This is a genomic window from Pseudomonas tritici, assembly GCF_014268275.3.
GTDB lineage: Bacteria > Pseudomonadota > Gammaproteobacteria > Pseudomonadales > Pseudomonadaceae > Aquipseudomonas > Aquipseudomonas tritici.
In genome coordinates this window covers 5,284,646-5,306,774 of record NZ_CP077084.1, presented here as the reverse complement: position 1 = coordinate 5,306,774, position 22,129 = coordinate 5,284,646, and the positions used below count along the sequence as shown (strand labels likewise).

20 protein-coding genes and 1 pseudogene are annotated in these 22,129 nt (G+C 59.5%); 17 read left to right on the top strand and 4 right to left on the bottom strand.

The window, feature by feature from the left end; genetic code table 11:
• Nucleotides 1-11 precede the first annotated feature (11 nt).
• From iscX to HU722_RS24115, 12 genes are all read left to right on the top strand, one after another.
• On the top strand, nt 12-212 hold the full coding sequence (gene iscX / locus HU722_RS24170; protein ID WP_032879605.1) for a Fe-S cluster assembly protein IscX: 201 nt from the start codon (nt 12-14) through the stop codon (nt 210-212).
• 92 nt (nt 213-304) lie between these two features.
• Entirely contained in the window at nt 305-730 is a 426-nt protein-coding gene (gene ndk, locus HU722_RS24165) for a nucleoside-diphosphate kinase (protein WP_003175956.1), read from the top strand.
• Between the two features lie 29 nt (nt 731-759).
• The gene (rlmN, locus tag HU722_RS24160; protein ID WP_049711635.1) at nt 760-1,908 is read left to right on the top strand and encodes a dual-specificity RNA methyltransferase RlmN; all 1,149 of its coding nucleotides are present in this window, start codon (nt 760-762) and stop codon (nt 1,906-1,908) included.
• 12 nt (nt 1,909-1,920) lie between these two features.
• Nucleotides 1,921-2,679: a type IV pilus biogenesis/stability protein PilW gene (pilW, locus tag HU722_RS24155; protein WP_065874527.1), complete on the top strand. Its 759-nt coding sequence runs from the start codon at nt 1,921-1,923 to the stop codon at nt 2,677-2,679.
• Nucleotides 2,679-3,674: a RodZ domain-containing protein gene (locus tag HU722_RS24150; protein ID WP_065889992.1), complete on the top strand. Its 996-nt coding sequence runs from the start codon at nt 2,679-2,681 to the stop codon at nt 3,672-3,674. Before pilW ends, HU722_RS24150 begins: the two co-directional genes overlap by 1 nt.
• A 2-nt stretch (nt 3,675-3,676) precedes the next feature.
• On the top strand, nt 3,677-4,786 hold the full coding sequence (gene ispG, locus HU722_RS24145) for a flavodoxin-dependent (E)-4-hydroxy-3-methylbut-2-enyl-diphosphate synthase (protein WP_017736818.1): 1,110 nt from the start codon (nt 3,677-3,679) through the stop codon (nt 4,784-4,786).
• A gap of 23 nt (nt 4,787-4,809) precedes the next feature.
• A complete protein-coding gene (gene hisS, locus HU722_RS24140) occupies nt 4,810-6,099 on the top strand; it encodes a histidine--tRNA ligase (RefSeq protein ID WP_065889990.1) in 1,290 nt (429 codons plus the stop codon).
• Nucleotides 6,100-6,140: 41 nt separating this feature from the next.
• Nucleotides 6,141-6,782, top strand: coding sequence for a YfgM family protein (locus HU722_RS24135; protein ID WP_065874529.1), 642 nt, complete (start codon nt 6,141-6,143; stop codon nt 6,780-6,782).
• Nucleotides 6,775-7,926 (top strand): outer membrane protein assembly factor BamB, encoded by a 1,152-nt coding sequence (bamB, locus tag HU722_RS24130; RefSeq protein WP_049711640.1) that lies wholly within the window; start codon nt 6,775-6,777, stop codon nt 7,924-7,926. Before HU722_RS24135 ends, bamB begins: the two co-directional genes overlap by 8 nt.
• A gap of 134 nt (nt 7,927-8,060) precedes the next feature.
• Nucleotides 8,061-9,530 (top strand): ribosome biogenesis GTPase Der, encoded by a 1,470-nt coding sequence (der, locus tag HU722_RS24125; protein WP_049711641.1) that lies wholly within the window; start codon nt 8,061-8,063, stop codon nt 9,528-9,530.
• Between the two features lie 115 nt (nt 9,531-9,645).
• Entirely contained in the window at nt 9,646-10,794 is a 1,149-nt protein-coding gene (locus tag HU722_RS24120; RefSeq protein ID WP_065874530.1) for a pyridoxal phosphate-dependent aminotransferase, read from the top strand.
• Nucleotides 10,782-11,573, top strand: coding sequence for an amidohydrolase (locus HU722_RS24115; protein ID WP_065880754.1), 792 nt, complete (start codon nt 10,782-10,784; stop codon nt 11,571-11,573). The genes HU722_RS24120 and HU722_RS24115 overlap by 13 nt, the downstream gene beginning before the upstream one ends.
• A 168-nt stretch (nt 11,574-11,741) precedes the next feature.
• Here the strand turns inward: HU722_RS24115 and leuA are convergent, their stop codons facing one another.
• From leuA to HU722_RS24095, 4 genes are all read right to left on the bottom strand, one after another.
• Entirely contained in the window at nt 11,742-13,421 is a 1,680-nt protein-coding gene (leuA, locus tag HU722_RS24110; protein ID WP_065874532.1) for a 2-isopropylmalate synthase, read from the bottom strand.
• Nucleotides 13,422-13,745: 324 nt separating this feature from the next.
• The gene (locus tag HU722_RS24105) at nt 13,746-14,567 is read right to left on the bottom strand and encodes a M23 family metallopeptidase (RefSeq protein WP_065880755.1); all 822 of its coding nucleotides are present in this window, start codon (nt 14,565-14,567) and stop codon (nt 13,746-13,748) included.
• 3 nt (nt 14,568-14,570) lie between these two features.
• Nucleotides 14,571-15,950 carry an exodeoxyribonuclease VII large subunit gene (xseA, locus tag HU722_RS24100; RefSeq protein WP_065874534.1) on the bottom strand — a complete coding sequence of 460 codons (1,380 nt, stop codon included), beginning with the start codon at nt 15,948-15,950 and terminating at the stop codon, nt 14,571-14,573.
• A gap of 10 nt (nt 15,951-15,960) precedes the next feature.
• Nucleotides 15,961-16,851: a LysR family transcriptional regulator gene (locus HU722_RS24095; RefSeq protein ID WP_065889987.1), complete on the bottom strand. Its 891-nt coding sequence runs from the start codon at nt 16,849-16,851 to the stop codon at nt 15,961-15,963.
• Between the two features lie 99 nt (nt 16,852-16,950).
• On the opposite strand from HU722_RS24095, the gene HU722_RS24090 reads away from it, so the two are divergent.
• The 5 genes and pseudogenes from HU722_RS24090 to HU722_RS24070 all read left to right on the top strand — a co-directional run.
• The gene (locus HU722_RS24090) at nt 16,951-17,718 is read left to right on the top strand and encodes a sulfite exporter TauE/SafE family protein (RefSeq protein ID WP_065889983.1); all 768 of its coding nucleotides are present in this window, start codon (nt 16,951-16,953) and stop codon (nt 17,716-17,718) included.
• 137 nt (nt 17,719-17,855) lie between these two features.
• A complete protein-coding gene (locus tag HU722_RS24085; protein WP_065889981.1) occupies nt 17,856-18,404 on the top strand; it encodes a sugar ABC transporter ATPase in 549 nt (182 codons plus the stop codon).
• Between the two features lie 104 nt (nt 18,405-18,508).
• The gene (gene guaB, locus HU722_RS24080) at nt 18,509-19,978 is read left to right on the top strand and encodes an IMP dehydrogenase (RefSeq protein WP_065874538.1); all 1,470 of its coding nucleotides are present in this window, start codon (nt 18,509-18,511) and stop codon (nt 19,976-19,978) included.
• Nucleotides 19,979-20,059: 81 nt separating this feature from the next.
• Entirely contained in the window at nt 20,060-21,637 is a 1,578-nt protein-coding gene (gene guaA / locus HU722_RS24075; RefSeq protein ID WP_064053754.1) for a glutamine-hydrolyzing GMP synthase, read from the top strand.
• Between the two features lie 185 nt (nt 21,638-21,822).
• Nucleotides 21,823-22,065: pseudogene (locus HU722_RS24070) on the top strand (helix-turn-helix domain-containing protein); the annotation flags it as partial.
• Between the last annotated feature and the right edge of the window lie 64 nt (nt 22,066-22,129).

The following is a 22,129-nucleotide window of genomic DNA, read 5'->3' as shown; positions in this document are numbered from 1 at the left end:
AAGGAAATGTCATGAGCCTGAAATGGGTTGATGTACAAGAAATCGCTATACAACTTGCTGAAGCTCATCCTGAGGTCAATCCTCTTACGGTCAACTTCGTCAAGCTGCGCAATCTGGTAATGGCGCTGCCGGACTTCGACGACATCCCTGACCGGGGTGGCGAAAAGGTCCTGGAGGCGATTCAAGGCCTGTGGATCGAAGAAGCAGACTGAGCCGCCTTTTTACGCAGTTAGGCAATACCCAATAACCCGCGTATAATTCGCGGGTTTAATTTTTCGTAAATTACCGTTTCTGGAGTTACACCATGGCTGTTCAACGTACTTTCTCCATCATCAAGCCTGACGCTGTTGCAAAAAACGTCATCGGCGAGATCACCACTCGTTTCGAAAAAGCCGGCCTGAAGGTTGTAGCTTCGAAACTCAAGCAACTGTCCAAAGCTGAAGCTGAAGGCTTCTACGCTGAGCACAGCGCTCGTGGCTTCTTCGGCGACCTGGTTGCCTTCATGATCTCCGGTCCTGTTGTTGTTCAGGTTCTGGAAGGCGAAAACGCTATCGCTCTGAACCGCGAGCTGATGGGCGCTACCAACCCTAAAGAAGCTGCTGCCGGCACCATCCGCGCTGACTTCGCTGAATCCATCGACGCCAACGCTGTACACGGTTCGGACTCCGAAGCCGCTGCTGCCCGCGAAATCTCGTACTTTTTCGCTGCTACTGAAGTAACCGCTCGCTAAGCATTGGCTTAAAGAGTGAGGGTGAATCCATGACGACATCGACTGTTAAAACCAACCTGCTGGGTCTGACTCAGCCGGAAATGGAGAAATTCTTCGACTCAATCGGGGAGAAGCGCTTCCGTGCCGGTCAGGTAATGAAATGGATTCACCACTTTGGCGTCGACGATTTCGACGCCATGACGAACGTCAGCAAGGCCCTGCGCGACAAGCTCAAAGCCATCGCTGAGGTCCGTGGTCCCGAGGTTGTCAGCGAGGACATCTCCACCGACGGCACCCGTAAATGGGTGGTGCGTGTGGCGTCCGGCAGTTGCGTCGAGACCGTGTACATTCCCCAGGGCAAACGTGGCACTTTGTGCGTTTCGTCCCAGGCAGGCTGTGCCCTGGACTGCAGTTTCTGCTCCACCGGCAAGCAAGGCTTCAATAGCAACCTCACCGCCGCCGAAGTCATCGGCCAGGTGTGGATTGCCAACAAATCCTTTGGCAGCGTCCCGGCGACCGTCGACCGTGCCATCACCAACGTGGTGATGATGGGCATGGGTGAGCCGCTGCTGAACTTCGACAACGTGATCGCGGCCATGCACCTGATGATGGACGACCTGGGCTACGGCATCTCCAAGCGCCGTGTGACCCTGTCGACCTCCGGCGTGGTGCCGATGATCGATGAGTTGGCCAAGCACATCGACGTCTCCCTGGCGTTGTCGCTGCACGCACCGAATGACGCATTGCGTAACCAATTGGTGCCAATCAACAAGAAGTATCCGCTTAAGATGCTGCTCGAATCTTGCCAGCGCTACATGGCAACTTTGGGCGAGAAGCGCGTGTTGACTATTGAGTACACCATGCTCAAGGACATCAACGACAAGGTTGAACACGCGGTCGAGATGATCGAACTGCTCAAGAACACCCCGTGCAAGATCAACCTGATTCCGTTTAACCCGTTTCCCCATTCTGGCTACGAGCGGCCGAGCAACAACGCCATCCGCCGTTTCCAGGATCAACTGCACCAGGCCGGTTACAACGTCACCGTGCGCACCACCCGTGGTGAAGACATCGACGCCGCCTGTGGCCAATTGGTAGGGCAGGTGATGGACCGCACCCGCCGCAGCGAACGTTATATCGCCGGACGCGAACTGAACGCCGCCGACGATTTGCCGCTGATTGCTGTGAATCGAATCTGAGAGAGGATCTCTATGCCCTTGCGCCTTGCGCTGCTTTTGCTGGTTACCGGTCTCGCGGCCGGTTGTGTTTCATCGGGTTATGACAGCCCTATGCACACGGGTAAAGGCCGTGATGAGGCGCGAGTTGCCTATGTGCAATTGGGCTTGGGTTACCTGCAGCAAGGCATGAGCGAGCAGGCCAAGGTGCCGTTGAAGAAGGCCCTTGAGCTGGACAGCGACGATGCTGACGCCAATGGCGCGCTGGCACTGGTGTTCCAGGCCCAGGCCGAGCCTGAACTGGCTGAGCAGTATTTCCTCAAGGCACTCGCCTCAAAACCTGCAGGCCCGCGGCTGCTGAACAATTACGGCAGCTTTCTGTTTGCGCAGAAACGTTATGACCAGGCCGCTCGTTATTTTCAGCAAGCCAGCGCCGATACCCTTTATCCTGAGCGTTCGCGGGTGTTCGAGAACCTCGGGGTGACCTCCATGCGTCTCGGTCAACGCGACAGCGCCCGCCAACAACTGGAAAAAGCCCTGCATTTGAACGGTCGCCAGCCTCGGGCATTGCTCGAAATGGCTGAGTTGTCCTACGAAGACAGGCATTATGTGCCGGCACGTGACTATTACGAGCGTTTTAGCCTGCTCAGCGGGCAAAATGCACGTAGTCTATTGCTCGGTGTGCGCCTGGCGACGGTTCATGAAGAACGCGACACAGCCGCACGTTTTGGCCAGCAACTCGAACGACTCTATCCCGGTACGCCGGAATATCAGCAATACCTGTCGGAGCAATGATGAAAGCGGCGCACCCGGAAGTTGTAGCAGCTAATCGCGTAAACCCAGGCGACACCTTGCGTCAGGCCCGCGAAAGCAATGGTTGGTCGCTGGCGGAAGTGGCCCTCAAGCTCAATTTGACCACCACGTCCCTTGGCAACCTGGAAGCCGGCGCGTTCGATAAGCTGCCTGGGCATACCTTTGCCCGTGGCTATATCCGTGCCTATGCCAAATTGCTGGGTATTGACCAGGCCATATTGGTCCAGCAATTCGATCAATTCACCGGTACCGACTCCCAAGGCAGCAATGTGCATGGCTTGGGTCGAATCGAAGAGCCAGTGCGGGTTTCCCACACTATTTTGCGAATTGTCAGCCTGTTGTTGCTGGTTGCTGTCATTGGCGGCGGTTTCGTCTGGTGGCAAGACCAGGCCTCCCAGCGCACCAAGGACATGACCAGCAACGCCATGGAGCACGTCGAAGTCGAAAGCGCCGACGGCACCACTCAGATTCATCCGCTGGACGAGCCGGAAGACCAGGCCGTTGTCGAAGGCCAGGCCGCGCCTGAAGCGCCAACTGCCACTGAGCAGCCAGCACCGGAAACCGCGCCTGACGCGACCGCTGCCCTACCGACTCCCGCGACACCGGCTGCACCGGCTCACACGCCGACCGCCCCTGTTGCCCAGGCCCATACCCCGGCCGCTCCTGCGCAGGCGCCAGCGACTCCAGCTCCAGCCGCTACGATTTCGCCGCCCACCACCCCAGCGTTGATCGCCGGTGATGGCCGCGTACAGATCACCTTTGTCGCTGACTGCTGGACGCAACTCACCGATGGTAATGGCAAAGTGCTGTTCAGCGGTCTGAAGCGTAAGGGAGATACGCTTGATCAGGGCGGCAAGTCTCCTTTGACGCTGCGTCTGGGCTTTGCCCGCGGCGCGCAAGTGGCCTATAACGGCCAGCCTGTAGACGTGGCGCCGTTCACCAGTGGCGAGACAGCTCGCCTGAAGTTGGGACAATAGTCATGCACGGCGAATCTCCAATCAAACGTCGCGTATCGCGCAAGATCTGGGTCGGCTCGGTGCCGGTGGGTGGCGATGCCCCCATCGCGGTACAAAGCATGACCAACAGCGACACCAATGACGTGGCCGCCACCGTTGCCCAGATTAACCGCCTGGAAGCCGCTGGCGTGGACATTGTGCGGGTGTCCGTGCCGGACATGGACGCTGCCGAAGCTTTCGGTCGCATCAAGCAACTGGTCAAGGTGCCGTTGGTTGCCGACATTCACTTCGACTACAAGATCGCATTGCGCGTAGCCGAGTTGGGTGTGGATTGCCTGCGTATCAACCCGGGCAACATCGGTCGTGAAGACCGTGTTCGCGCTGTGGTTGATGCTGCTCGTGACCGTGGCATTCCGATCCGCATCGGCGTCAACGCCGGTTCCCTGGAAAAAGACCTGCAAAAGAAATACGGCGAGCCCACCCCGGCAGCGCTGGTTGAATCGGCACTGCGCCACGTCGAACACCTTGAACGCCTGAATTTCCAGGACTTCAAGGTCAGCGTAAAGGCCTCCGACGTGTTCATGGCGGTCGAAGCCTACCGCTTGCTGGCTAAGGAAATCGTACAGCCACTGCACTTGGGTATCACTGAAGCGGGCGGTTTACGTTCAGGCACAGTGAAATCTGCGGTGGGTCTCGGTATGCTGCTCGCCGAAGGGATTGGCGATACTATCCGCATCTCCCTGGCGGCAGACCCCGTAGAGGAAGTGAAAGTCGGTTACGACATTCTCAAATCCCTGCGTTTGCGTTCCCGTGGCATCAATTTCATTGCCTGCCCGAGCTGCTCGCGGCAGAACTTCGACGTGGTGAAAACCATGAACGATCTGGAATTGCGCCTCGAAGACCTGCTGGTGCCGCTGGATGTTGCAGTGATCGGTTGCGTGGTGAACGGGCCAGGCGAAGCCAAGGAAGCCCATGTGGGCCTGACTGGCGGTACCCCGAACCTGATCTACATCGACGGCAAGCCGGCGCAGAAGTTAACGAATGACAATCTGGTGGATGAGCTCGAAAGGCTGATCCGCCAGAAAGCGGCCGAAAAGGTTGCAGCTGACGCAGCGCTGATAGCGCGCGGCTGATTGAACGAATTTAAGGATTTGATGTGAGCAAGTCTCTGCAAGCCATTCGTGGCATGAACGACATCCTGCCGGAGCAGACGCCGCTGTGGCGCTACTTCGAAAGCACTGTCGCGCGCCTGCTGGATAACTACGGTTACAAGCAGATCCGCATGCCGATCGTCGAGTTCACCGAGCTGTTCAAGCGCTCCATCGGTGAAGTGACTGACATCGTCGAAAAAGAGATGTACACCTTCGAAGACCGCAACGGTGACTCCCTGACCTTGCGTCCGGAAGGTACTGCCGCGTGCGTGCGCGCCGTGCTTGAGCATGGTCTCACCGGTGCTGGCCAGCCGCAGAAGTTGTGGTACATCGGCCCGATGTTCCGCCACGAGCGTCCGCAAAAAGGCCGTTATCGCCAGTTCCACCAGATCGGCCTGGAAGTGTTCAACATCGATGGCCCAGACATTGATGCCGAGCTGATCGTATTGACCTGGCGCCTGTGGGGCCTGCTGGGCATCCGCGACGCGGTCAAGCTTGAGCTCAACAGCCTGGGCACCAGCGAATCCCGCGGCCGCTACAAGGTGGCCCTGGTCGAGTACCTGTCAGCCCACCTGGACAAGTTGGACGAAGACAGCCAGCGCCGTCTGAAGACCAACCCGCTGCGCGTACTGGACACCAAGAACGCCGATACCCAGGCCGTATTGATCAATGCGCCGAAAATGGCCGATTACCTGGACGACGAATCCCGTATCCACTTCGAGGGCCTCAAGGCTCGCCTGGATGCGGCCGGTATTCCGTTCGTGATCAACACCAAGCTGGTGCGCGGCCTCGACTACTACAGCAAGACTGTCTTCGAGTGGGTCACCGACAAGCTCGGCGCCCAGGGCACCGTGTGTGCCGGTGGCCGCTACGACGGCCTGGTCGAGCAGATGGGCGGCAAGCCGACCACGGGTGTGGGCTTCGCCATGGGCATCGAGCGGCTGATCCTGCTGCTGGAAACCCTGGAGCAAGTCCCTGAAGAAATTTCCCGTCAGGTGGACGTGTACCTCTGCGCCTTTGGCGAGGCTGCCGAACTGGCGGCCCTGGCCCTGAGCGAAAAAGTGCGCGACCAACTGCCGAACCTGCGCCTGCAGGTCAATGCCGGCGCTGGTAGCTTCAAGAGCCAGTTCAAAAAGGCCGACAAGAGCGGTGCGCTGTATGCACTGATCCTCGGCGATGACGAATTGGCCCAGCAAGTGATAGGTTTTAAACCCCTGCGTGGCCAGGGCGAGCAACAGAACATTGCCTTTGATGCGCTCGCTGCGCACTTGGCCACCTGCGTCGTGCAGGGTTGAAGCTGTCGAACAGCCGAATTTAGCGATTAAGGAGTATTGGGGTGTCGAGTTCTGATGATGATCAACTGGCCGAGTTCAAGGACTGGTGGCAGCGTAATGGCAAGCCCCTGGTTACTGGCGGTCTGCTGGCTTTAGTAGTGGTGTTCGGCTGGCAAGCCTGGACCAAATATCAGGCCAACCAGTCCCAAGGCGCCTCGATCCTCTATCAGCAATTGCTGGAAACCACGCTGACGCCAGATGGCAAGCCGGACCCCGCGCAGGTCGCTGACCTGGCCGGCAAGCTGAAGAACGAATTCGGCGGTAGCACCTACGCCCAATACGGCAGCCTGTTCGTCGCGAAAGTTGCGGTCGACACCGGCAAGCTGGACGACGCCGCCGCAGAACTGAAGGCTGTCGCCGACAAGCCGACCAACCCGACCCTGGGTGAAATCGCACGTCAGCGCCTGGCTCAGGTACTCGCGGCACAGAATAAGGCTGACGAAGCACTCAAACTGCTCGACGGCGATGCTGACAAGGCATTTGTAGCCACTCGCGAAGAGCTCAAGGGCGACCTGTTGGTCCAATTGGGTCGTACCGACGAAGCCAATGCTGCGTACAAAAAAGCCAAGGCGGCGCTGTCTGATGAAGCGGCGGTCGGTGGCTTACAAATCAAGCTGGACGACTTGGCCAAAGGGGATGCGTGACGTGATCCGTTGGAAACATGCAGCATTGCTGGCTCTGGCCGTTCTGGCCGCGGGTTGCAGCAGCAACAGTAAAAAAGAACTGCCTCCTGCCGAGCTGACCAGCTTCAAGGAAGAAGTGGTCCTGCAAAAGCAGTGGAGCCGCTCCATTGGTGACGGTCAGGGCGACACCTACAACATGTTGGTACCGGCAATCGACGGTGACAACATTGTGGCCGCTGACGTGACTGGCGTTGTGACCTCCATGGACCGCATGAACGGCGACGTGAAGTGGTCCAAGGATCTCGAATTGCCTGTCTCCGGCGCCGTAGGCGTGGGTTATGGCATGGTGATGCTCGGCACGCTCAAGGGCGAAGTCGTGGCGCTGGATTCCAGCACCGGTGAAGAGAAATGGCGCGCTCGCGTGACCAGTGAAGTACTCGCACCGCCTGCTACCAACGGCGATATCGTCGTGGTACAGACGCAGGACGACCGCGTCATCGGCCTCGACGCCAGCACTGGCGAACAGCGTTGGTTGTACGACAGCACCCCTGCGGTACTGACGTTGCGTGGTACCAGTGGTCCGATTGTGACCAACAATCTGGCCGTTGCGGGCCTGTCGACCGGTAAAGTGGTCGCCCTGAACACTCAGAACGGCGTGCCGGCCTGGGAAACCCGTGTGGCCATTCCGCAAGGTCGTTCCGAGCTGGACCGCGTAGTGGACATCGACGGCGGCTTGCTGTTGTCCGGTGAAACCCTCTATGTCGCCACTTACCAGGGCCGCGTTGCCGCACTGGACCTGCAGAGCGGCCGCGTTAACTGGCAGCGTGATGCTTCCAGCTACGCAGGTGTCGCCCAAGGGTTTGGCAGCGTCTACGTAAGCCTTGCGTCCGGCACCGTTGAAAGTGTCGACGAGCGTTCCACCACTGCACTGTGGAGCAACGACTCCCTGGCTCGCCGCCAACTGTCGGCACCGGAAGTGTTCTCCAGCTACGTCGCGGTCGGTGACTTCGAAGGCTACCTGCACCTGCTGAGCCAGGTAGACGGTCGCTTCGTAGGTCGCGAGCGTATCGACAGCGACGGCCTGCGTGCGCGTCCGCTGGTGGTGGGTAACATGCTTTATGTGTATGGCAACAGCGGCAAGCTGGAAGCCCTGACCATCAAGTAAGAACTATGCTTGGGGTAACACCCAGGCGGCCTCGCTTCGGCGAGGCATGCGGCATCTGATGATGCTGCCCCGAGCACCAGCCGCTGCCTTGCAGCGGCTTTTGTATTTTCTGAAATAACGAAGTGGAGAGCCGCATGGTTCCCGTAATCGCCCTGGTGGGCCGACCTAACGTCGGCAAGTCCACCTTGTTCAATCGCCTGACCAGGACTCGCGACGCCATCGTCGGCGACTTGTCCGGTCTGACCCGTGATCGCCAATACGGTGAGGCAAAGTGGCAAGGGCGCTCCTACATTATTGTCGACACCGGTGGTATCTCCGGTGACGAACATGGCATGGACGAAAAGATGGCCGAGCAGTCGCTGCTGGCCATTGAAGAAGCTGATGTCGTGTTGTTCCTGGTGGACGCCCGTGCGGGCTACACCGCTGCTGACCAGATGATTGGCGAGCACCTGCGCAAGCGCAACAAGCGTTCCTATCTGGTCGCTAACAAGATCGACAACATCGATCCTGAGCAGGCCCGTGCCGAATTCAGCCCGATGGGCCTGGGCGACGCGATCCCGGTCGCCGGTGCTCACGGTCGCGGCATCACCCAGATGCTGGAAATTGCCCTTAGCACTTTCCCAAAGGATGACGCTGAGGAAGAAGAGGGTGAAGAAGAGATCGTCGCCGAAGGTGAGGAAGCCAAGCGCATTCCTGGCCCGAGTGAAAAAGACGGTATCAAGATCGCCATCATCGGTCGCCCTAACGTCGGCAAGTCGACCCTGGTCAACCGCATGCTCGGTGAAGACCGGGTAATCGTCTATGACGAGCCCGGCACCACCCGCGACAGCATCTACATCCCGTTCGAACGTAACGAAGAAAAATACACGCTGATCGACACCGCTGGTGTGCGCAAGCGCGGCAAAATCCACGAGGAAGTTGAAAAGTTCTCGGTGGTGAAAACCCTGCAGGCGATCAAAGACGCCAACGTGGTGATCTTCGTGATGGACGCCCGCGAAGGCGTGGTCGACCACGACCTCAACCTGCTGGGCTTTGCCCTTGAGGCTGGTCGGGCACTGGTGATCGCGATCAACAAGTGGGACGGCATGACGCCGAGCGAGCGCGATTTCGTCAAGATCGAGCTGCAGCGTCGCCTGTTCTTCGTCGAGTTCGCCGATATCCACTTTATCTCGGCACTGCACGGCACCGGCGTGGGTAACCTCTACGCGTCCGTACAGAACTCGTTCAAGTCCGCGGTCACCCGCTGGCCGACCAACCGCCTCACCCAGATCCTGGAAGATGCGGTGGGCGAGCATGCACCGCCGATGGTCAACAACCGCCGGATCAAACTGCGTTACGCCCACTTGGGTGGTGCCAACCCGCCGATTATCGTGATCCACGGTAACCAGATCGAGAAGGTGCCGAAGTCCTATGTGCGTTACCTGGAAAACACCTATCGCCGTGTCTTGAAGCTGGTCGGTACGCCGATCCGTATCGAGTTCAAGGGTGGCGAAAACCCGTACGAAGGTAACAAGAACAGCCTCACCGACCGCCAAGTGAACAAAAAGCGCCGGATGATGACGCACCACAAGAAAGCCGACAAAAAGCGCCGCGACAAGCGCTGACATCGACTTATCAAAAAAGGGCTCTTTACGAGCCCTTTTTTGTGCGCGACGGTTTGTGCCTTGACCCGCTTCAATTGGCAGCTTAAAACTTGGGGCTCACCTGCAGGGGCCTCCGATGATCACCAGCAAGCTGCCAAATGTCGGCACCACCATTTTCACCACCATGTCGCAACTCGCTGCCGAAACCGGTGCGCTCAACCTGTCCCAGGGCTTCCCGGACTTCAACGGTCCCCAAGGTTTGCTCGATGCCGTGGGCAAGCACGTTGCCAGCGGACACAACCAATATTCACCGATGACCGGCCTGCCAGCCTTGCGTCAACAAGTGGCGGCCAAGATCGCCCGCAGCTATGGCGCCACGGTGGATGCCGACAGCGAAGTGACCATCACCCCTGGTGCTACCGCTGCGATCTTCTGCGCAATCCAGGCGGTGATTCGCAGTGGTGATGAAGTCATCGTGTTCGACCCATGCTATGACAGCTATGAGCCCTCGGTCGAACTGGCCGGTGGCCGTTGCGTGCATGTGCAACTGAGCCTGCAAGGCTTTGCTCTCGACGTCGAAAAGATCAAGGCTGCGCTGTCGCCGCGCACGCGCATGATCATCCTCAACACTCCGCACAACCCCACTGGCGCCTTGATCAGCCGCGCCGAGTTGGACCAACTGGCGGCGTTGATCCGCGACCGCGATATCTACCTGGTCAGCGACGAGGTCTACGAACACCTGGTATTCGACGGTGTGCCCCATGTCAGCGTGCTGGCCCACGAAGAGCTGTACCAGCGCGCCTTTGTGGTCAGTTCCTTTGGCAAAACCTACCACGTCACCGGCTGGAAAACCGGCTACGTCGTCGCGCCACCGGCCCTTACCGCCGAACTGCGCAAAGTGCACCAATACGTTAACTTCTGCGGCGTGACGCCGTTGCAGTTCGCATTGGCCGATTTTATGGCCGACCACCCAGAGCACGTCGATGAACTGCCGGCCTTCTACCAGGCCAAGCGCGACCTGTTCTGTGACCTGCTGGCACCGTCGCGTTTCAGCTTTACTCGCGTCACCGGCACCTACTTCCAGTTGGTCGATTACTCACAGATCCGCCCGGACCTGGACGACGTCGCCATGTCCCTCTGGATGACCCGCGAACACGGCGTGGCAACCATCCCTGTCTCGGTGTTCTACCAGACCCCACCCCAAGGCCAGCGCCTGGTGCGCCTGTGCTTTGCCAAACGCGAGGAAACGCTGCAACAAGCAGCCGAGAAACTATGCGTGATTTGACTGCGTTACCAAACCTGAACATCGCTCTGGTCCAGACTACCCTGGTGTGGCACGACCGCCAGGCCAATCTCGAGCACTTCGAACGGCTGCTGGAGCAGGCCAAGGGCGCCGACCTGATCGTGCTGCCGGAGATGTTCACCACCGGTTTTTCCATGGAGTCGGCCACTCAGGCCGAACCGGAAAACGGCCCCACCCATCGCTGGCTCCAGGCCCAGGCGGCGAAGTACAACGCGGTGATCACCGGCAGTTTGATCATCCAGGCCGCCGACGGCAGCCATCGCAACCGCCTGCTGTGGGCGCGGCCGGATGGCGAAGTGCTGCATTACGACAAGCGCCACCTGTTCCGCATGGCCGGCGAGCATGATCACTACACCCCCGGCGAGCGGCAGGTGCAATTTGAGTTGAAGGGTTGGCGTATTCGCCCGTTGATTTGCTATGACCTGCGCTTTCCGGTGTGGAGCCGCGATGCCCAGGACACCGACCTGCTGCTGTACACGGCCAACTGGCCGGGCGCGCGGCGCCAGCATTGGAATCGGCTGTTGCCGGCGCGGGCGATTGAAAACCTGTGCTATGTGGCGGCGGTCAATCGGGTGGGGACGGACGGGAAGGGGTTTGCCTACACCGGGGATAGCCAGGTGCTGGACTTCCAGGGTGAGACCTTGCTGAGTGCCGGGGAGGCGGATGGTGTGTTTGAGGTGTGTCTGGAGGCGGCCGAGCTGGCGGCGTATCGTACGCGGTTTCCGGCGAACCTGGATGCCGACAACTTTCTGTTTGTCTGAAAGACCGCCATCGCGGGCGAGCCCGCTCCCACAGTTTGATGTGTGAACCCAGTCAAGTGTGGGAGCCGGGCTTGCCCGCGATGAGGCCTTCACAAACAGCACAAAATCCAAGTCCAACAAAAAGGCCCCTGAGTTCTCACCCAGGGGCCTTTCGCATTCAGCGGTCAGTTACGCCGCTTTCGCTTCCAACTGGCTCAACGACCGGTTCAGCGCACTGAACAGCGCTTTAAAGCTGGCAGTGGTGATGTTTTCATCAATCCCCACACCATGCACGGGACGCTCACCGTTCACACGCAGCTCAATGTAGGCCGCCGCCTTGGCGTTGGTCCCCGCGCCAATCGCATGTTCGTTGTAGTCCATGATCTCCACGCCAATCGGCAAGCCCGCCACCAGCGCTTCCAGCGCGCCGTTGCCCTTGCCTTTCCAGTGCAGGTTGGTTTCTCCCTGGCCTTTGCCCGAAACTTCCACTTCGACAAAGCTGTTGCCGTTCTCTTCCTGCAGACGATGGCTGACCAGCGCGTACGGGGTGTTGGCTTGCAGGTATTCACGCTGCAGCAACGCGTAGATCTGCGGCGCGGTCATCTCCAGGCCGACGCGGTCGGTCTCGGCCTGTACCACTTGGCTGAACTCGATCTGCATGCGGCGCGGCAAGCTGATGTCGTATTCCTGCTCCAGCAGGTAGGCGATGCCGCCTTTGCCCGACTGGCTGTTTACACGGATCACCGCTTCGTAGCTGCGACCAATGTCCGCTGGGTCGATCGGCAAGTACGGCACTTCCCACAGCGCATCGTCTTTCTGCTGGGAGAAACCTTTGCGGATCGCATCCTGGTGGGAGCCGGAGAACGCGGTGTGCACCAGGTCGCCAACGTACGGGTGACGTGGGTGCACCTGGATCTGGTTGCACTCTTCGACGACTTTGCGCACGCCGTCGATGTCGGAGAAATCCAGCTGCGGGTCGAGGCCCTGGGTGTACATGTTCAAGGCCACGGTGACCAGGTCGACGTTACCGGTACGCTCGCCGTTGCCGAACAGGCAGCCTTCGACACGGTCGGCGCCGGCCATCAGGCCCAGCTCGGTGGCGGCCACGCCGGTGCCACGGTCGTTGTGGGTGTGCAGGCTGATGATCACGCTGTCACGACGGTTGATATGGCGACCGAACCACTCGATCTGGTCGGCATAGATGTTTGGCGTGGCGCATTCCACGGTGGCCGGCAGGTTGAGGATCATCTTGTGCTCAGGCGTCGGGTTCCACACCTCGATCACCGCGTCACACACTTCCTTGGCGAACTCCAGCTCAGTCGCGCTGAAGGTCTCCGGGGAGTATTCGAAGGTCCATTGGGTCTCCGGCTGCTGGGCGGCGTATTTGACGAACAGCTTGGCGGCGTTGACCGCGATGGCCTTGATGCCGTCCTTGTCCTGGTTGAACACGATGCGACGGAACGACGGCGATGTGGCGTTGTACAAGTGAACGATGGCTTTCTTGGCGCCGCGCAGGGATTCGAACGTGCGCGCGATCAAGTCTTCACGGCCCTGGGTCAGCACCTGGATGGTGGTGTCCTCGGGGATGTGGTTGTCTTCGATCAGGGTGCGTACGAAGTCGAAGTCGGTTTGCGACGCAGCCGGGAACGAGGCTTCGATTTCTTTAACGCCTACCGCTACCAGGGTCTTCCAGAAGCGCAGCTTTTTTGCGGCGTCCATTGGCTCGATCAGCGACTGGTTGCCATCACGCAGGTCGGAGCTGCACCAGATCGGCGCTTCGGTGATGGTCTTCGATGGCCAGGTGCGGTCCGGGATATCGATGGTCGGAAACGCGCGGTACTTCGAAGACGGGTCTTTGAGCATGCTCATCGGGAAATCCTTTGTAGTAGGGGCCGAGAAAAGGCGGCCTGCCGTAGAACTGTTTTTAGGGATAAAACGTATAGACGAGGCAGATCGATTCAGCTTGGCAGTCGTGCGCTGACGAGGCACAAACTGCGGTGCTGGCGGAGCTGAATGAGGGTGTGAGAGGTTTTCATAAGCTCAACCCTAACCGCCGGGGTGAAAGATGGCAAGCAGTCGAGAAAAATTGAGAGAAGTTCTGTTATCTGCGTAGGAAACGAGATTTTGTGCTTGGTTATAAGGTGATGGCTGGTTTTAATTGCGCGCCCATTATCGAGCGCGCAATCGGACGGTTCAGGGTTGGAACGCGCCGATAAAGATTGCCGGGTCGACCCGTGCATCGTTCAGGCTGACATTCCAGTGCATGTGCGGTCCGGTCGCACGGCCCGTTGAACCGACCTTGCCGACCACTGCGCCGCGCGTGAGTTGATCGCCCACTTTCACGTCGATCTTCGACATGTGGCAGAACATGCTGATAAAGCCCTGGCCGTGGTCGACGAACACCGTATTGCCGTTGAAGAAGTAGTTACCGGTGAGAATCACCTTGCCGTTCGCCGGGGTCTTGATTGGAGTGCCCGCGGGTACGGCGAAATCCAGGCCGGAATGCGGATTGCGTTCTTCACCGTTGAAGAAACGGCGTACGCCAAACTTGCTCGACAGCGGCCCGTTCACCGGTTTATCCAGCACCAGGTTGCTCGGCAGGTTCGGGCTGAAACTGCGGTAGGCCTTGAGCTGCACCGCCAGTTCGCCTTCGATGCGCTTGAGTTGCGCCGGTTCAGGGTTTACCTGGCTTTTGTTTTTCAGGGTGATGCGCTGTTCCGGGTACTTCTTGTAACCGACGATAAACGGCAGGCTGCGCCCGCCGCTGCTGAGGCGCTCGTTGCCCGGTTTAACGGTCAACGGGATGCCGACAATCGCCAGCCAGTTGTCCGCCTCCTTCACTACCAGTACCGGTTTGCCTTGATAGGTGGCTTTCGGCGCTGCCGCCGAGGGGCCGAGTTCTACGACTGCAACGCCACCCGGCACGGGTTTGTTCAAGGTGCGCGTGATATAGCTGTCGGCCTGGGCATTTACGGCGAGGCACAGCAGCATCAACAGACTAAAGAGACGTGGCATTAATCAATCCAATAACGAAAGGGTGACGGGTGTCAGGTGGTTGTCTTCCACCCGTACTTGCAATTGGCCCTCACCGAGACGCGCGGTGAGGCGCTGGCCGGTGTGGGTCTGCGCGGCGTTGCGAATGGCCTGGCCGCGTTCGTCCAGCAGGATGCTGTAACCACGGCCCAGGGTCGCCAGCGGGCTGACCACCTGCAGCGTCTGCACCTGGCTTTGCAGTTGCAGGCGCCGCGCCTTGAGGCCTTCGCGCATGGCGCGGGGCAGGCGTTCGGCGAGGCTGTCCAGGCGCTGACGCAGCAGGGCCAGTTGGCGGCCGGGGTGTTGGCCGGCAAGACGGGTTTCCAGGCGGATCAAGCGTTCGCGCCGGGTATTGAGGCTGCGCTCGAACGCACGGCGCAGGCGCATGTCCAGGTCATCCAGGCGCTGGGCCTGTTGGCGCAGACGCTCGCCAGGGTGACGCAGACGTCGGGCCATGCCTTCCAGGCGCAGGCGGTCATGGCTCAGGCGATTGCGCATCAGCATCACCAGGCGACGGTGCAGGTTTTCGACTTGGCGTACCAAGTGGCTGGCGTCCGGCGCGAGCAATTCCGCTGCGGCGGATGGGGTAGGGGCGCGGACATCGGCGACGAAATCGCTGATGGACACATCGGTCTCATGGCCAACGGCGCTGACGATGGGCGTAACGCAGGCGTCCACCGCGCGTGCCACGGCCTCTTCGTTAAAGCACCAGAGGTCTTCCAGCGAACCGCCACCACGCGCCAGGATCAGCGCATCAAAGCCCCGTGCGTCGGCGAGTTTCAGCGCACGTACGATCTGCGGGATGGCTTCGCGGCCTTGCACGGCTGTCGGGATCAATGTCAGCTCAACGTTCGGTGCCCTGCGGCGGAACACGCTGATGATGTCGCGGATCACCGCGCCGGTTGGCGAGCTGATAATGCCGATGCGCCGAGGATGCGCCGGCAGCGGCACTTTACGTTCAGCGCTGAACAGACCTTCGGCACTGAGCTTTTCTTTCAGCGCATCGAACGCCAGGCGCAACGCGCCATCACCGGCCGGTTCCACGGTATCGAGGATCAGTTGGTAATCACCCCGGCCTTCGAACAGCGAGACCTTGCCACGCACTTTCACCGCCAGGCCATCCTTCAGCGCCTGGCGAACCCGCGCGGCGTTGTTGCGAAACAGCGCGCAACGCACCTGGGCGCCGCTGTCCTTGAGGGTGAAATACACATGGCCGGAGGCCGGGCGGGCGAGGTTGGAGATCTCGCCTTCGACCCAGATATTGGTGAACACGTCTTCCAGCAACACCCGCGCGCGGCCGTTGAGCTGGCTGACAGTCAGGACTTCGCGGTCCAGGCCCAGTCGGGCAAAAGGATCTTTAATCATGGGCGGCAGTTTATAGGCATTCGCGCAGTGTTTGACAGAATTGCTCCACCAGCGCACTTGGCGCCTGCGCGCAGGCGAGGGCCACGGTGCTGAGGCAGTCCGGGTCGGCCAGGGGCAGAAAGTGCACGTTGACCGGGGCGATGTCCCGCATGGACTTTGGTAACAAGGCAATACCGAAGCCCGCCTGGATCAGCTGCAACTGGGTGGTCTTGCGGGACATCACCCGCGCGGCCTTGGGGAAAAATCCCGCGCGCATGCACAACTCGGCTGACAGATAACTCAGGCCGCCGCGTTGGGGATGGGGGATCGAGATAAACGCTTCGTCCTTCAATTGCTCCAGTTCGATAGGCGCATTGCTGCGCGCCAGCCCATGATTCGGCGGCACCGCCAGCAACAGTTGCTCGCTATATAAAGGCACGACTCGCACGCCTTCGCGCTGGCGCAACACGGGCAGGCGCAAGAGCCCGACGTCCAGGCGTCCGTCGGCGATCTCTTCCAACTGCGCTTCGGAAGACAGTTTAACGATGTCCATCGACACCCCTGGGCAGCGTTCCAGCCATGTGCTGATACCTTGCAGCAATGGGCCGCTCATCGGCACGGTGCTCGAATGGCTCAGGCGCAGCGTGCCCAATTCGCCATTACCCACTTGGGTTGCCATCTCGCTGGCCTTGAGTAATTCGCTCAGCAGGTTGCGGGCTCGAGGATAGAAGGCTTCACCCGCAGCCGTGAGTCGCGGCTGGCGCGCCGTGCGTTCGAATAACGGGGTTTGCAGGTGGGTCTCCAGCTCCTTAATCTGCCGGCTCAGCGCTGACTGCGCCACAAACAGACGCTCGGCGGCGGCAGTGAAGCTGCCGCTGTCGGCGATTTCAACGAAGTAGCGCAGTTGGCGGGTGGAAATCACGCGTCATGCCTTTTCGAGATGGGTGGATGGCTTTGAAGATATTAGTCGCATCGCTCACCGCTGGCTAAAGTGATTGCCATCTCTAATAAGGAATTACCCATGAGCCCGGTCGAGTTGATGAGCCAGTGGTCGTTTGATGGTATGGATTGGTTGGTCATCGGCCTGGGCATCGTTGTGGCCTATATCGTATTTGGCATCGCCGGCTTTGGTACGGCGTTGGTGGCGGGGCCACTGCTGATCCTGTTTATGCCACTGTCGAAAATCATCCCGCTGCTGGTGCTGCTGGATTTTGTCGCGGCCTTTGGCAACCTGCTGCAAGCGCGGCGTGATGTGAACAAGCCGGAACTGCTGCGGTTACTGCCGTGCATGGCGATGGGTTGCACACTGGGCATGGTGTTTTTGCTAAACCTGCATTCGGACCTGTTATTGCTGCTGATGGGCCTGTTCATCAGTGCCTACGCTCTCTACAGCCTGGCGGTAAAGGCGCGGCCGGCTCAGCTGGCGGCGGGATGGTCGATTCCGATGGGCACCGTGGGCGGGTTATTTGGTGCGTTGTTCGGCAGTGGCGGCTTTCTCTACGCGATCTATCTGAATAGCCGCCTTCCAAAGGACGCGGCGCGCGCCACCCAGAGTGCGTTGATCAGTTGCAGCACGGTGGTGCGCCTGAGCTTGTTCCTGATTGCCGGGGTGTATGCGGATTTGCCGTTGTTGATGTTGGCGGTGTGCCTGTTGCCGGCGATGGCGCTTGGGCTGTGGTGTGGGCGCAGGTTGACGATGCGCATGTCCCGTGAAGCGTTTGTAAGATTGGTGACCTGGCTGGTGCTGGCGAGCGGTATTGCCTTGATCGGGCGCTACCTGAGCACTTGACCTCATTTCTTCAGGGATTAAGCTGCCAGCCTTCAGGGCCTCATCGCGGACAAGCCCGGCTCCCACAGTTGATTGCGATTAAATGTGGGAGCCGGGCTTGCCCGCGATGGCGCCAGTAGCCACACCGCAGGACTCTCATGAATTCCCAAAGCATCCTTGTCCCCAAAATCTCCACCTTGCCCGTCCACGAACCCCGCGCCCGGGCGATCGTGCGCTGGCTGGTGCGCAAGAACATCATCAAGGAAGAGCTGACCACCTGTGGCCGCACCGGCAACCGCATGGCCTACGCCCTGGCCGGTGGTGCCCGCGCCGTGGTGCTGCACCCCGAGGCGCTGCCGTTCAACGAGCCGATCAACGGCCTGGAAATCATCTACAAGCGCTGCATCTACACGCCGGCCAAGGGCTTTCTCGAAGAAGCCGGCTGCCCGGAATGCCGCAAGGAAGTCGGCGAAGCCTTGTTCGACAGCCTGGAAGATTGGATGCCCGGCCACACCGATAACTTCACCTGCCCGCTGTGTGGGCATGAAGACGACATCAATGGGTTCCTGTTCCTACAGGAATGCGGGTTTTCCAACCTGGGATTCATTTTCAACAACTGGGCGGAGGCAGGGTTCAAGCAGAGCTTTATCGACGAATTTGCCGATTGGCTGGACCAGAAGATGAGTTGGGTCAAAGTCGAGCTTTAACCCTTCTATCAGTATTACCAAGTTTGTCAGAGTTTTACATTGAGCCCGACAGGGTGCATGTATATAATGGCGCGCTTCCATTTTCCCGCTCGGGAGCCCCCGCGATGCTGCGTATCAGCCAAGAAGCTCTGACATTCGACGACATTCTCCTAGTGCCCGGTTATTCCGAGGTGCTTCCTAACGAAGTCAGTCTCAAGACCCGCCTAACCCGTGGCATCGAGCTGAATATTCCCCTGGTTTCCGCTGCCATGGACACCGTCACTGAAGCCCGTTTGGCAATCGCCATGGCTCAGGAAGGCGGCATCGGCATCATCCACAAGAACATGACCATCGAGCAGCAAGCTGCCGAAGTGCGCAAGGTCAAGCGTTACGAAGCTGGTGTGGTGAAAGATCCCATCACCATCGAAGCCGACGCTACCGTGCGTGACCTGTTCGAACTGACCCGCATGCACAACATCTCCGGCGTTCCGGTGTTGCACGATGGCGACCTGGTCGGCATCGTCACTTCCCGTGACGTGCGTTTCGAGAACCGCATGGAAGTCACTGTACGCGATGTGATGACGCCTAAAGAGCGCCTGGTCACTGTCCGCGAAGGTGCCGACAAGAATGATGTGCGCGAATTGCTGCATAAAAACCGCATCGAGCGCGTGCTGATCGTCGACGACAAATTCGCCCTCAAGGGCATGATGACCGTCAACGACATCGAAAAAGCCAAGGCTTACCCGCTGGCCAGCAAGGATGACCAAGGTCGTCTGCGCGTTGGCGCCGCCGTCGGTACCGGTAAAGACACCGGTGACCGCGTTTCGGCCCTGGTCGCTGCCGGCGTTGACGTGGTGGTGGTCGACACCGCCCACGGTCACTCCAAAGGCGTGATCGACCGCGTGCGTTGGGTCAAACAGAACTTCCCTGATGTACAAGTGATCGGCGGCAACATCGCCACCGGCGCAGCGGCCAAGGCCCTGGCTGAAGCGGGCGCCGATGCAGTCAAGGTCGGTATCGGCCCTGGCTCGATCTGCACCACCCGTATCGTTGCCGGTGTGGGCGTGCCGCAAATCAGCGCCATCGCCAACGTCGCCGCTGCCCTTGAAGGCACCGGCGTTCCGTTGATCGCCGACGGCGGCATCCGTTTCTCCGGTGACCTGTCCAAGGCCATCGTTGCCGGTGCTTCCTGCGTGATGATGGGCTCGATGTTCGCCGGTACTGAAGAAGCGCCAGGCGAGATCGAACTGTTCCAGGGCCGTTCCTACAAGGCTTACCGCGGCATGGGTTCGCTGGGCGCCATGTCCCAGGCGCAAGGTTCTTCCGACCGTTACTTCCAGGACTCCTCGGCAGGCGCCGAGAAACTCGTCCCGGAAGGCATCGAAGGCCGTGTGCCGTACAAAGGCACACTGAGCGCGATCATCCATCAACTGATGGGCGGCCTGCGTTCCTCGATGGGCTACACCGGCAGCGCCGACATCGAAGAAATGCGCACCAAGCCAGAGTTCGTGCGGATCACCGGCGCCGGCATGGCTGAATCCCATGTCCACGACGTGCAGATCACCAAGGAAGCGCCAAACTACCGAGTAGGTTGAGGCTTCCAGCAAAACGTTAAGTAACCGGGGCTGTTCTTTCAGCCCCGAGTTGTTTCTGATTCATTAGACGAGACTGACTTCATGGCCCTCGACATTCACGCCCACCGCATCCTGATCCTCGACTTCGGTTCCCAGTACACCCAGCTGATTGCCCGCCGCGTGCGTGAAATCGGCGTGTACTGCGAACTGCATCCGTTCGACATGGACGACGAAGCGATCCGCGAATTCGCACCTAAAGGCGTCATCCTCGCCGGTGGCCCCGAGTCCGTGCACGAAGCCAACAGCCCGCGTTGCCCGCAGGCTGTATTCGATCTGGGCGTGCCGGTCTTCGGTATTTGCTACGGCATGCAGACCATGGCCGAGCAACTGGGCGGCAAGGTCGAAGGGTCCGAGCTGCGTGAATTCGGTTATGCCCGTGTCGACGTGGTCGGCAAGAGCCGCCTGCTGGACGGCATTGAAGACCACATCGACGCCGACGGCCTGTTCGGCCTCGACGTGTGGATGAGCCACGGTGACAAAGTCACCAAGATGCCGGAAGACTTCCATATCCTGGCCAGCACGCCGAGCTGCCCGATCGCCGGCATGTTCAGCGACGAGCGCCGTTACTACGGCGTGCAGTTCCACCCGGAAGTGACCCACACCAAACAAGGCGGCCGCATCCTGTCGCGCTTCATCCTCGACATCTGCGAGTGTGAAGCCCTGTGGACGCCGTCGAAGATCGCTGAAGACGCCATCGCCAACGTGCGCGCCCAAGTCGGTACCGACAACGTACTGCTCGGCCTGTCCGGCGGTGTTGACTCCTCCGTGGTTGCTGCGCTGCTGCACAAAGCCATCGGCGACCAGCTGACCTGCGTCTTCGTCGACAACGGCCTGCTGCGCCTGCACGAAGGCGAGCAAGTGATGGCCATGTTCGCCGAGAACATGGGCGTCAAGGTGATCCGCGCCAACGCCGAGGACCAGTTCCTCAACAACCTGGCCGGCGAGTCCGACCCAGAGAAGAAGCGCAAGATCATCGGTCGCACCTTCATCGACGTCTTCGATGCCCAGGCCAAACACCTGGACAACATCAAGTACCTCGCCCAGGGCACCATCTACCCCGACGTGATCGAGTCGGCCGGCGCCAAGAGCGGCAAGGCCCACGTTATCAAGTCCCACCACAACGTGGGTGGCCTGCCTGAGGAAATGAACCTCAAGCTGGTAGAACCGCTGCGCGAACTGTTCAAGGACGAAGTCCGCCGTCTGGGCCTGGAACTCGGCCTGCCGTACGACATGGTCTACCGCCACCCATTCCCAGGCCCGGGCCTGGGTGTGCGTATCCTGGGTGAAGTGAAAAAGGAATACGCCGACCTGCTGCGTCGCGCCGACCACATCTTCATCGAAGAACTGCGCAAGGCCGACTGGTACCACAAAGTCAGCCAGGCGTTCGTGGTGTTCCAGCCGGTGAAATCCGTTGGTGTTGTAGGCGATGGTCGTCGTTACGCGTGGGTAGTTGCACTGCGCGCCGTAGAAACCATCGACTTCATGACCGCCCGTTGGGCACACCTGCCGTACGAACTGCTGGAAACCGTCAGCGGTCGTATCATCAATGAGATCGAAGGTATTTCGCGCGTGACGTATGACGTGTCGAGCAAGCCGCCGGCGACGATTGAGTGGGAGTGATCCTGCGTTAGCAGGTAAATGCTGAACAACAAAACCCCGGCCATGTGCCGGGGTTTTGTGTTTATGGCATGTAAGTCTTTGGTCAAAAACCGTATCAGATAAACAATACTCAGAATGAAATGCATCATATAGGGTGCATAAATTCAGATTTATCTATTCATGCAGTATATGGGGGGCATTTTGATATGGAAGAGTTAGGCAAATTGATCCGCAGCCTCCGTAAAACAGCGGGCCTTTCACAAAGCCAGCTTGCGCACCGTCATGGCATGAGCCGCTCCACTATTTCGGGGGTCGAGAACAACACGATCTCCGAAGTGGGAATTCGCAAAGTCGAAGCGATCCTCGAGGGCTTGGGGTACGAATTGACCGCCATACCAAAACGTCGGCGCAAAACCCTCGATGAATTGAAATCAGTAAGCTTCCATGATGAGTCAAAGGGATCGGTTGTATATCGGCGAAGCACTCACCCAGAGTTCGCGGCGGTAGGAGAGA

Bases quoted from the DNA above. Each gene is read 5' to 3' on its own strand.
- iscX (WP_032879605.1), top strand. From the start codon at position 12: ATGAGCCTGAAATGGGTTGATGTACAAGAAATCGCTATACAACTTGCT.
- HU722_RS24090 (WP_065889983.1), top strand. From the start codon at position 16,951: ATGAGCCCGGTCGAGTTGATGAGCCAGTGGTCGTTTGATGGTATGGAT.
- der (WP_049711641.1), top strand. From the start codon at position 8,061: ATGGTTCCCGTAATCGCCCTGGTGGGCCGACCTAACGTCGGCAAGTCC.
- bamB (WP_049711640.1), top strand. From the start codon at position 6,775: ATGCGTGACGTGATCCGTTGGAAACATGCAGCATTGCTGGCTCTGGCC.
- HU722_RS24115 (WP_065880754.1), top strand. From the start codon at position 10,782: ATGCGTGATTTGACTGCGTTACCAAACCTGAACATCGCTCTGGTCCAG.
- leuA (WP_065874532.1), bottom strand. From the start codon at position 13,421: ATGAGCATGCTCAAAGACCCGTCTTCGAAGTACCGCGCGTTTCCGACC.
- ispG (WP_017736818.1), top strand. From the start codon at position 3,677: ATGCACGGCGAATCTCCAATCAAACGTCGCGTATCGCGCAAGATCTGG.
- HU722_RS24150 (WP_065889992.1), top strand. From the start codon at position 2,679: ATGAAAGCGGCGCACCCGGAAGTTGTAGCAGCTAATCGCGTAAACCCA.
- ndk (WP_003175956.1), top strand. From the start codon at position 305: ATGGCTGTTCAACGTACTTTCTCCATCATCAAGCCTGACGCTGTTGCA.
- HU722_RS24105 (WP_065880755.1), bottom strand. From the start codon at position 14,567: ATGCCACGTCTCTTTAGTCTGTTGATGCTGCTGTGCCTCGCCGTAAAT.
- xseA (WP_065874534.1), bottom strand. From the start codon at position 15,950: ATGATTAAAGATCCTTTTGCCCGACTGGGCCTGGACCGCGAAGTCCTG.
- rlmN (WP_049711635.1), top strand. From the start codon at position 760: ATGACGACATCGACTGTTAAAACCAACCTGCTGGGTCTGACTCAGCCG.
- guaB (WP_065874538.1), top strand. From the start codon at position 18,509: ATGCTGCGTATCAGCCAAGAAGCTCTGACATTCGACGACATTCTCCTA.
- pilW (WP_065874527.1), top strand. From the start codon at position 1,921: ATGCCCTTGCGCCTTGCGCTGCTTTTGCTGGTTACCGGTCTCGCGGCC.
- HU722_RS24085 (WP_065889981.1), top strand. From the start codon at position 17,856: ATGAATTCCCAAAGCATCCTTGTCCCCAAAATCTCCACCTTGCCCGTC.
- guaA (WP_064053754.1), top strand. From the start codon at position 20,060: ATGGCCCTCGACATTCACGCCCACCGCATCCTGATCCTCGACTTCGGT.
- HU722_RS24120 (WP_065874530.1), top strand. From the start codon at position 9,646: ATGATCACCAGCAAGCTGCCAAATGTCGGCACCACCATTTTCACCACC.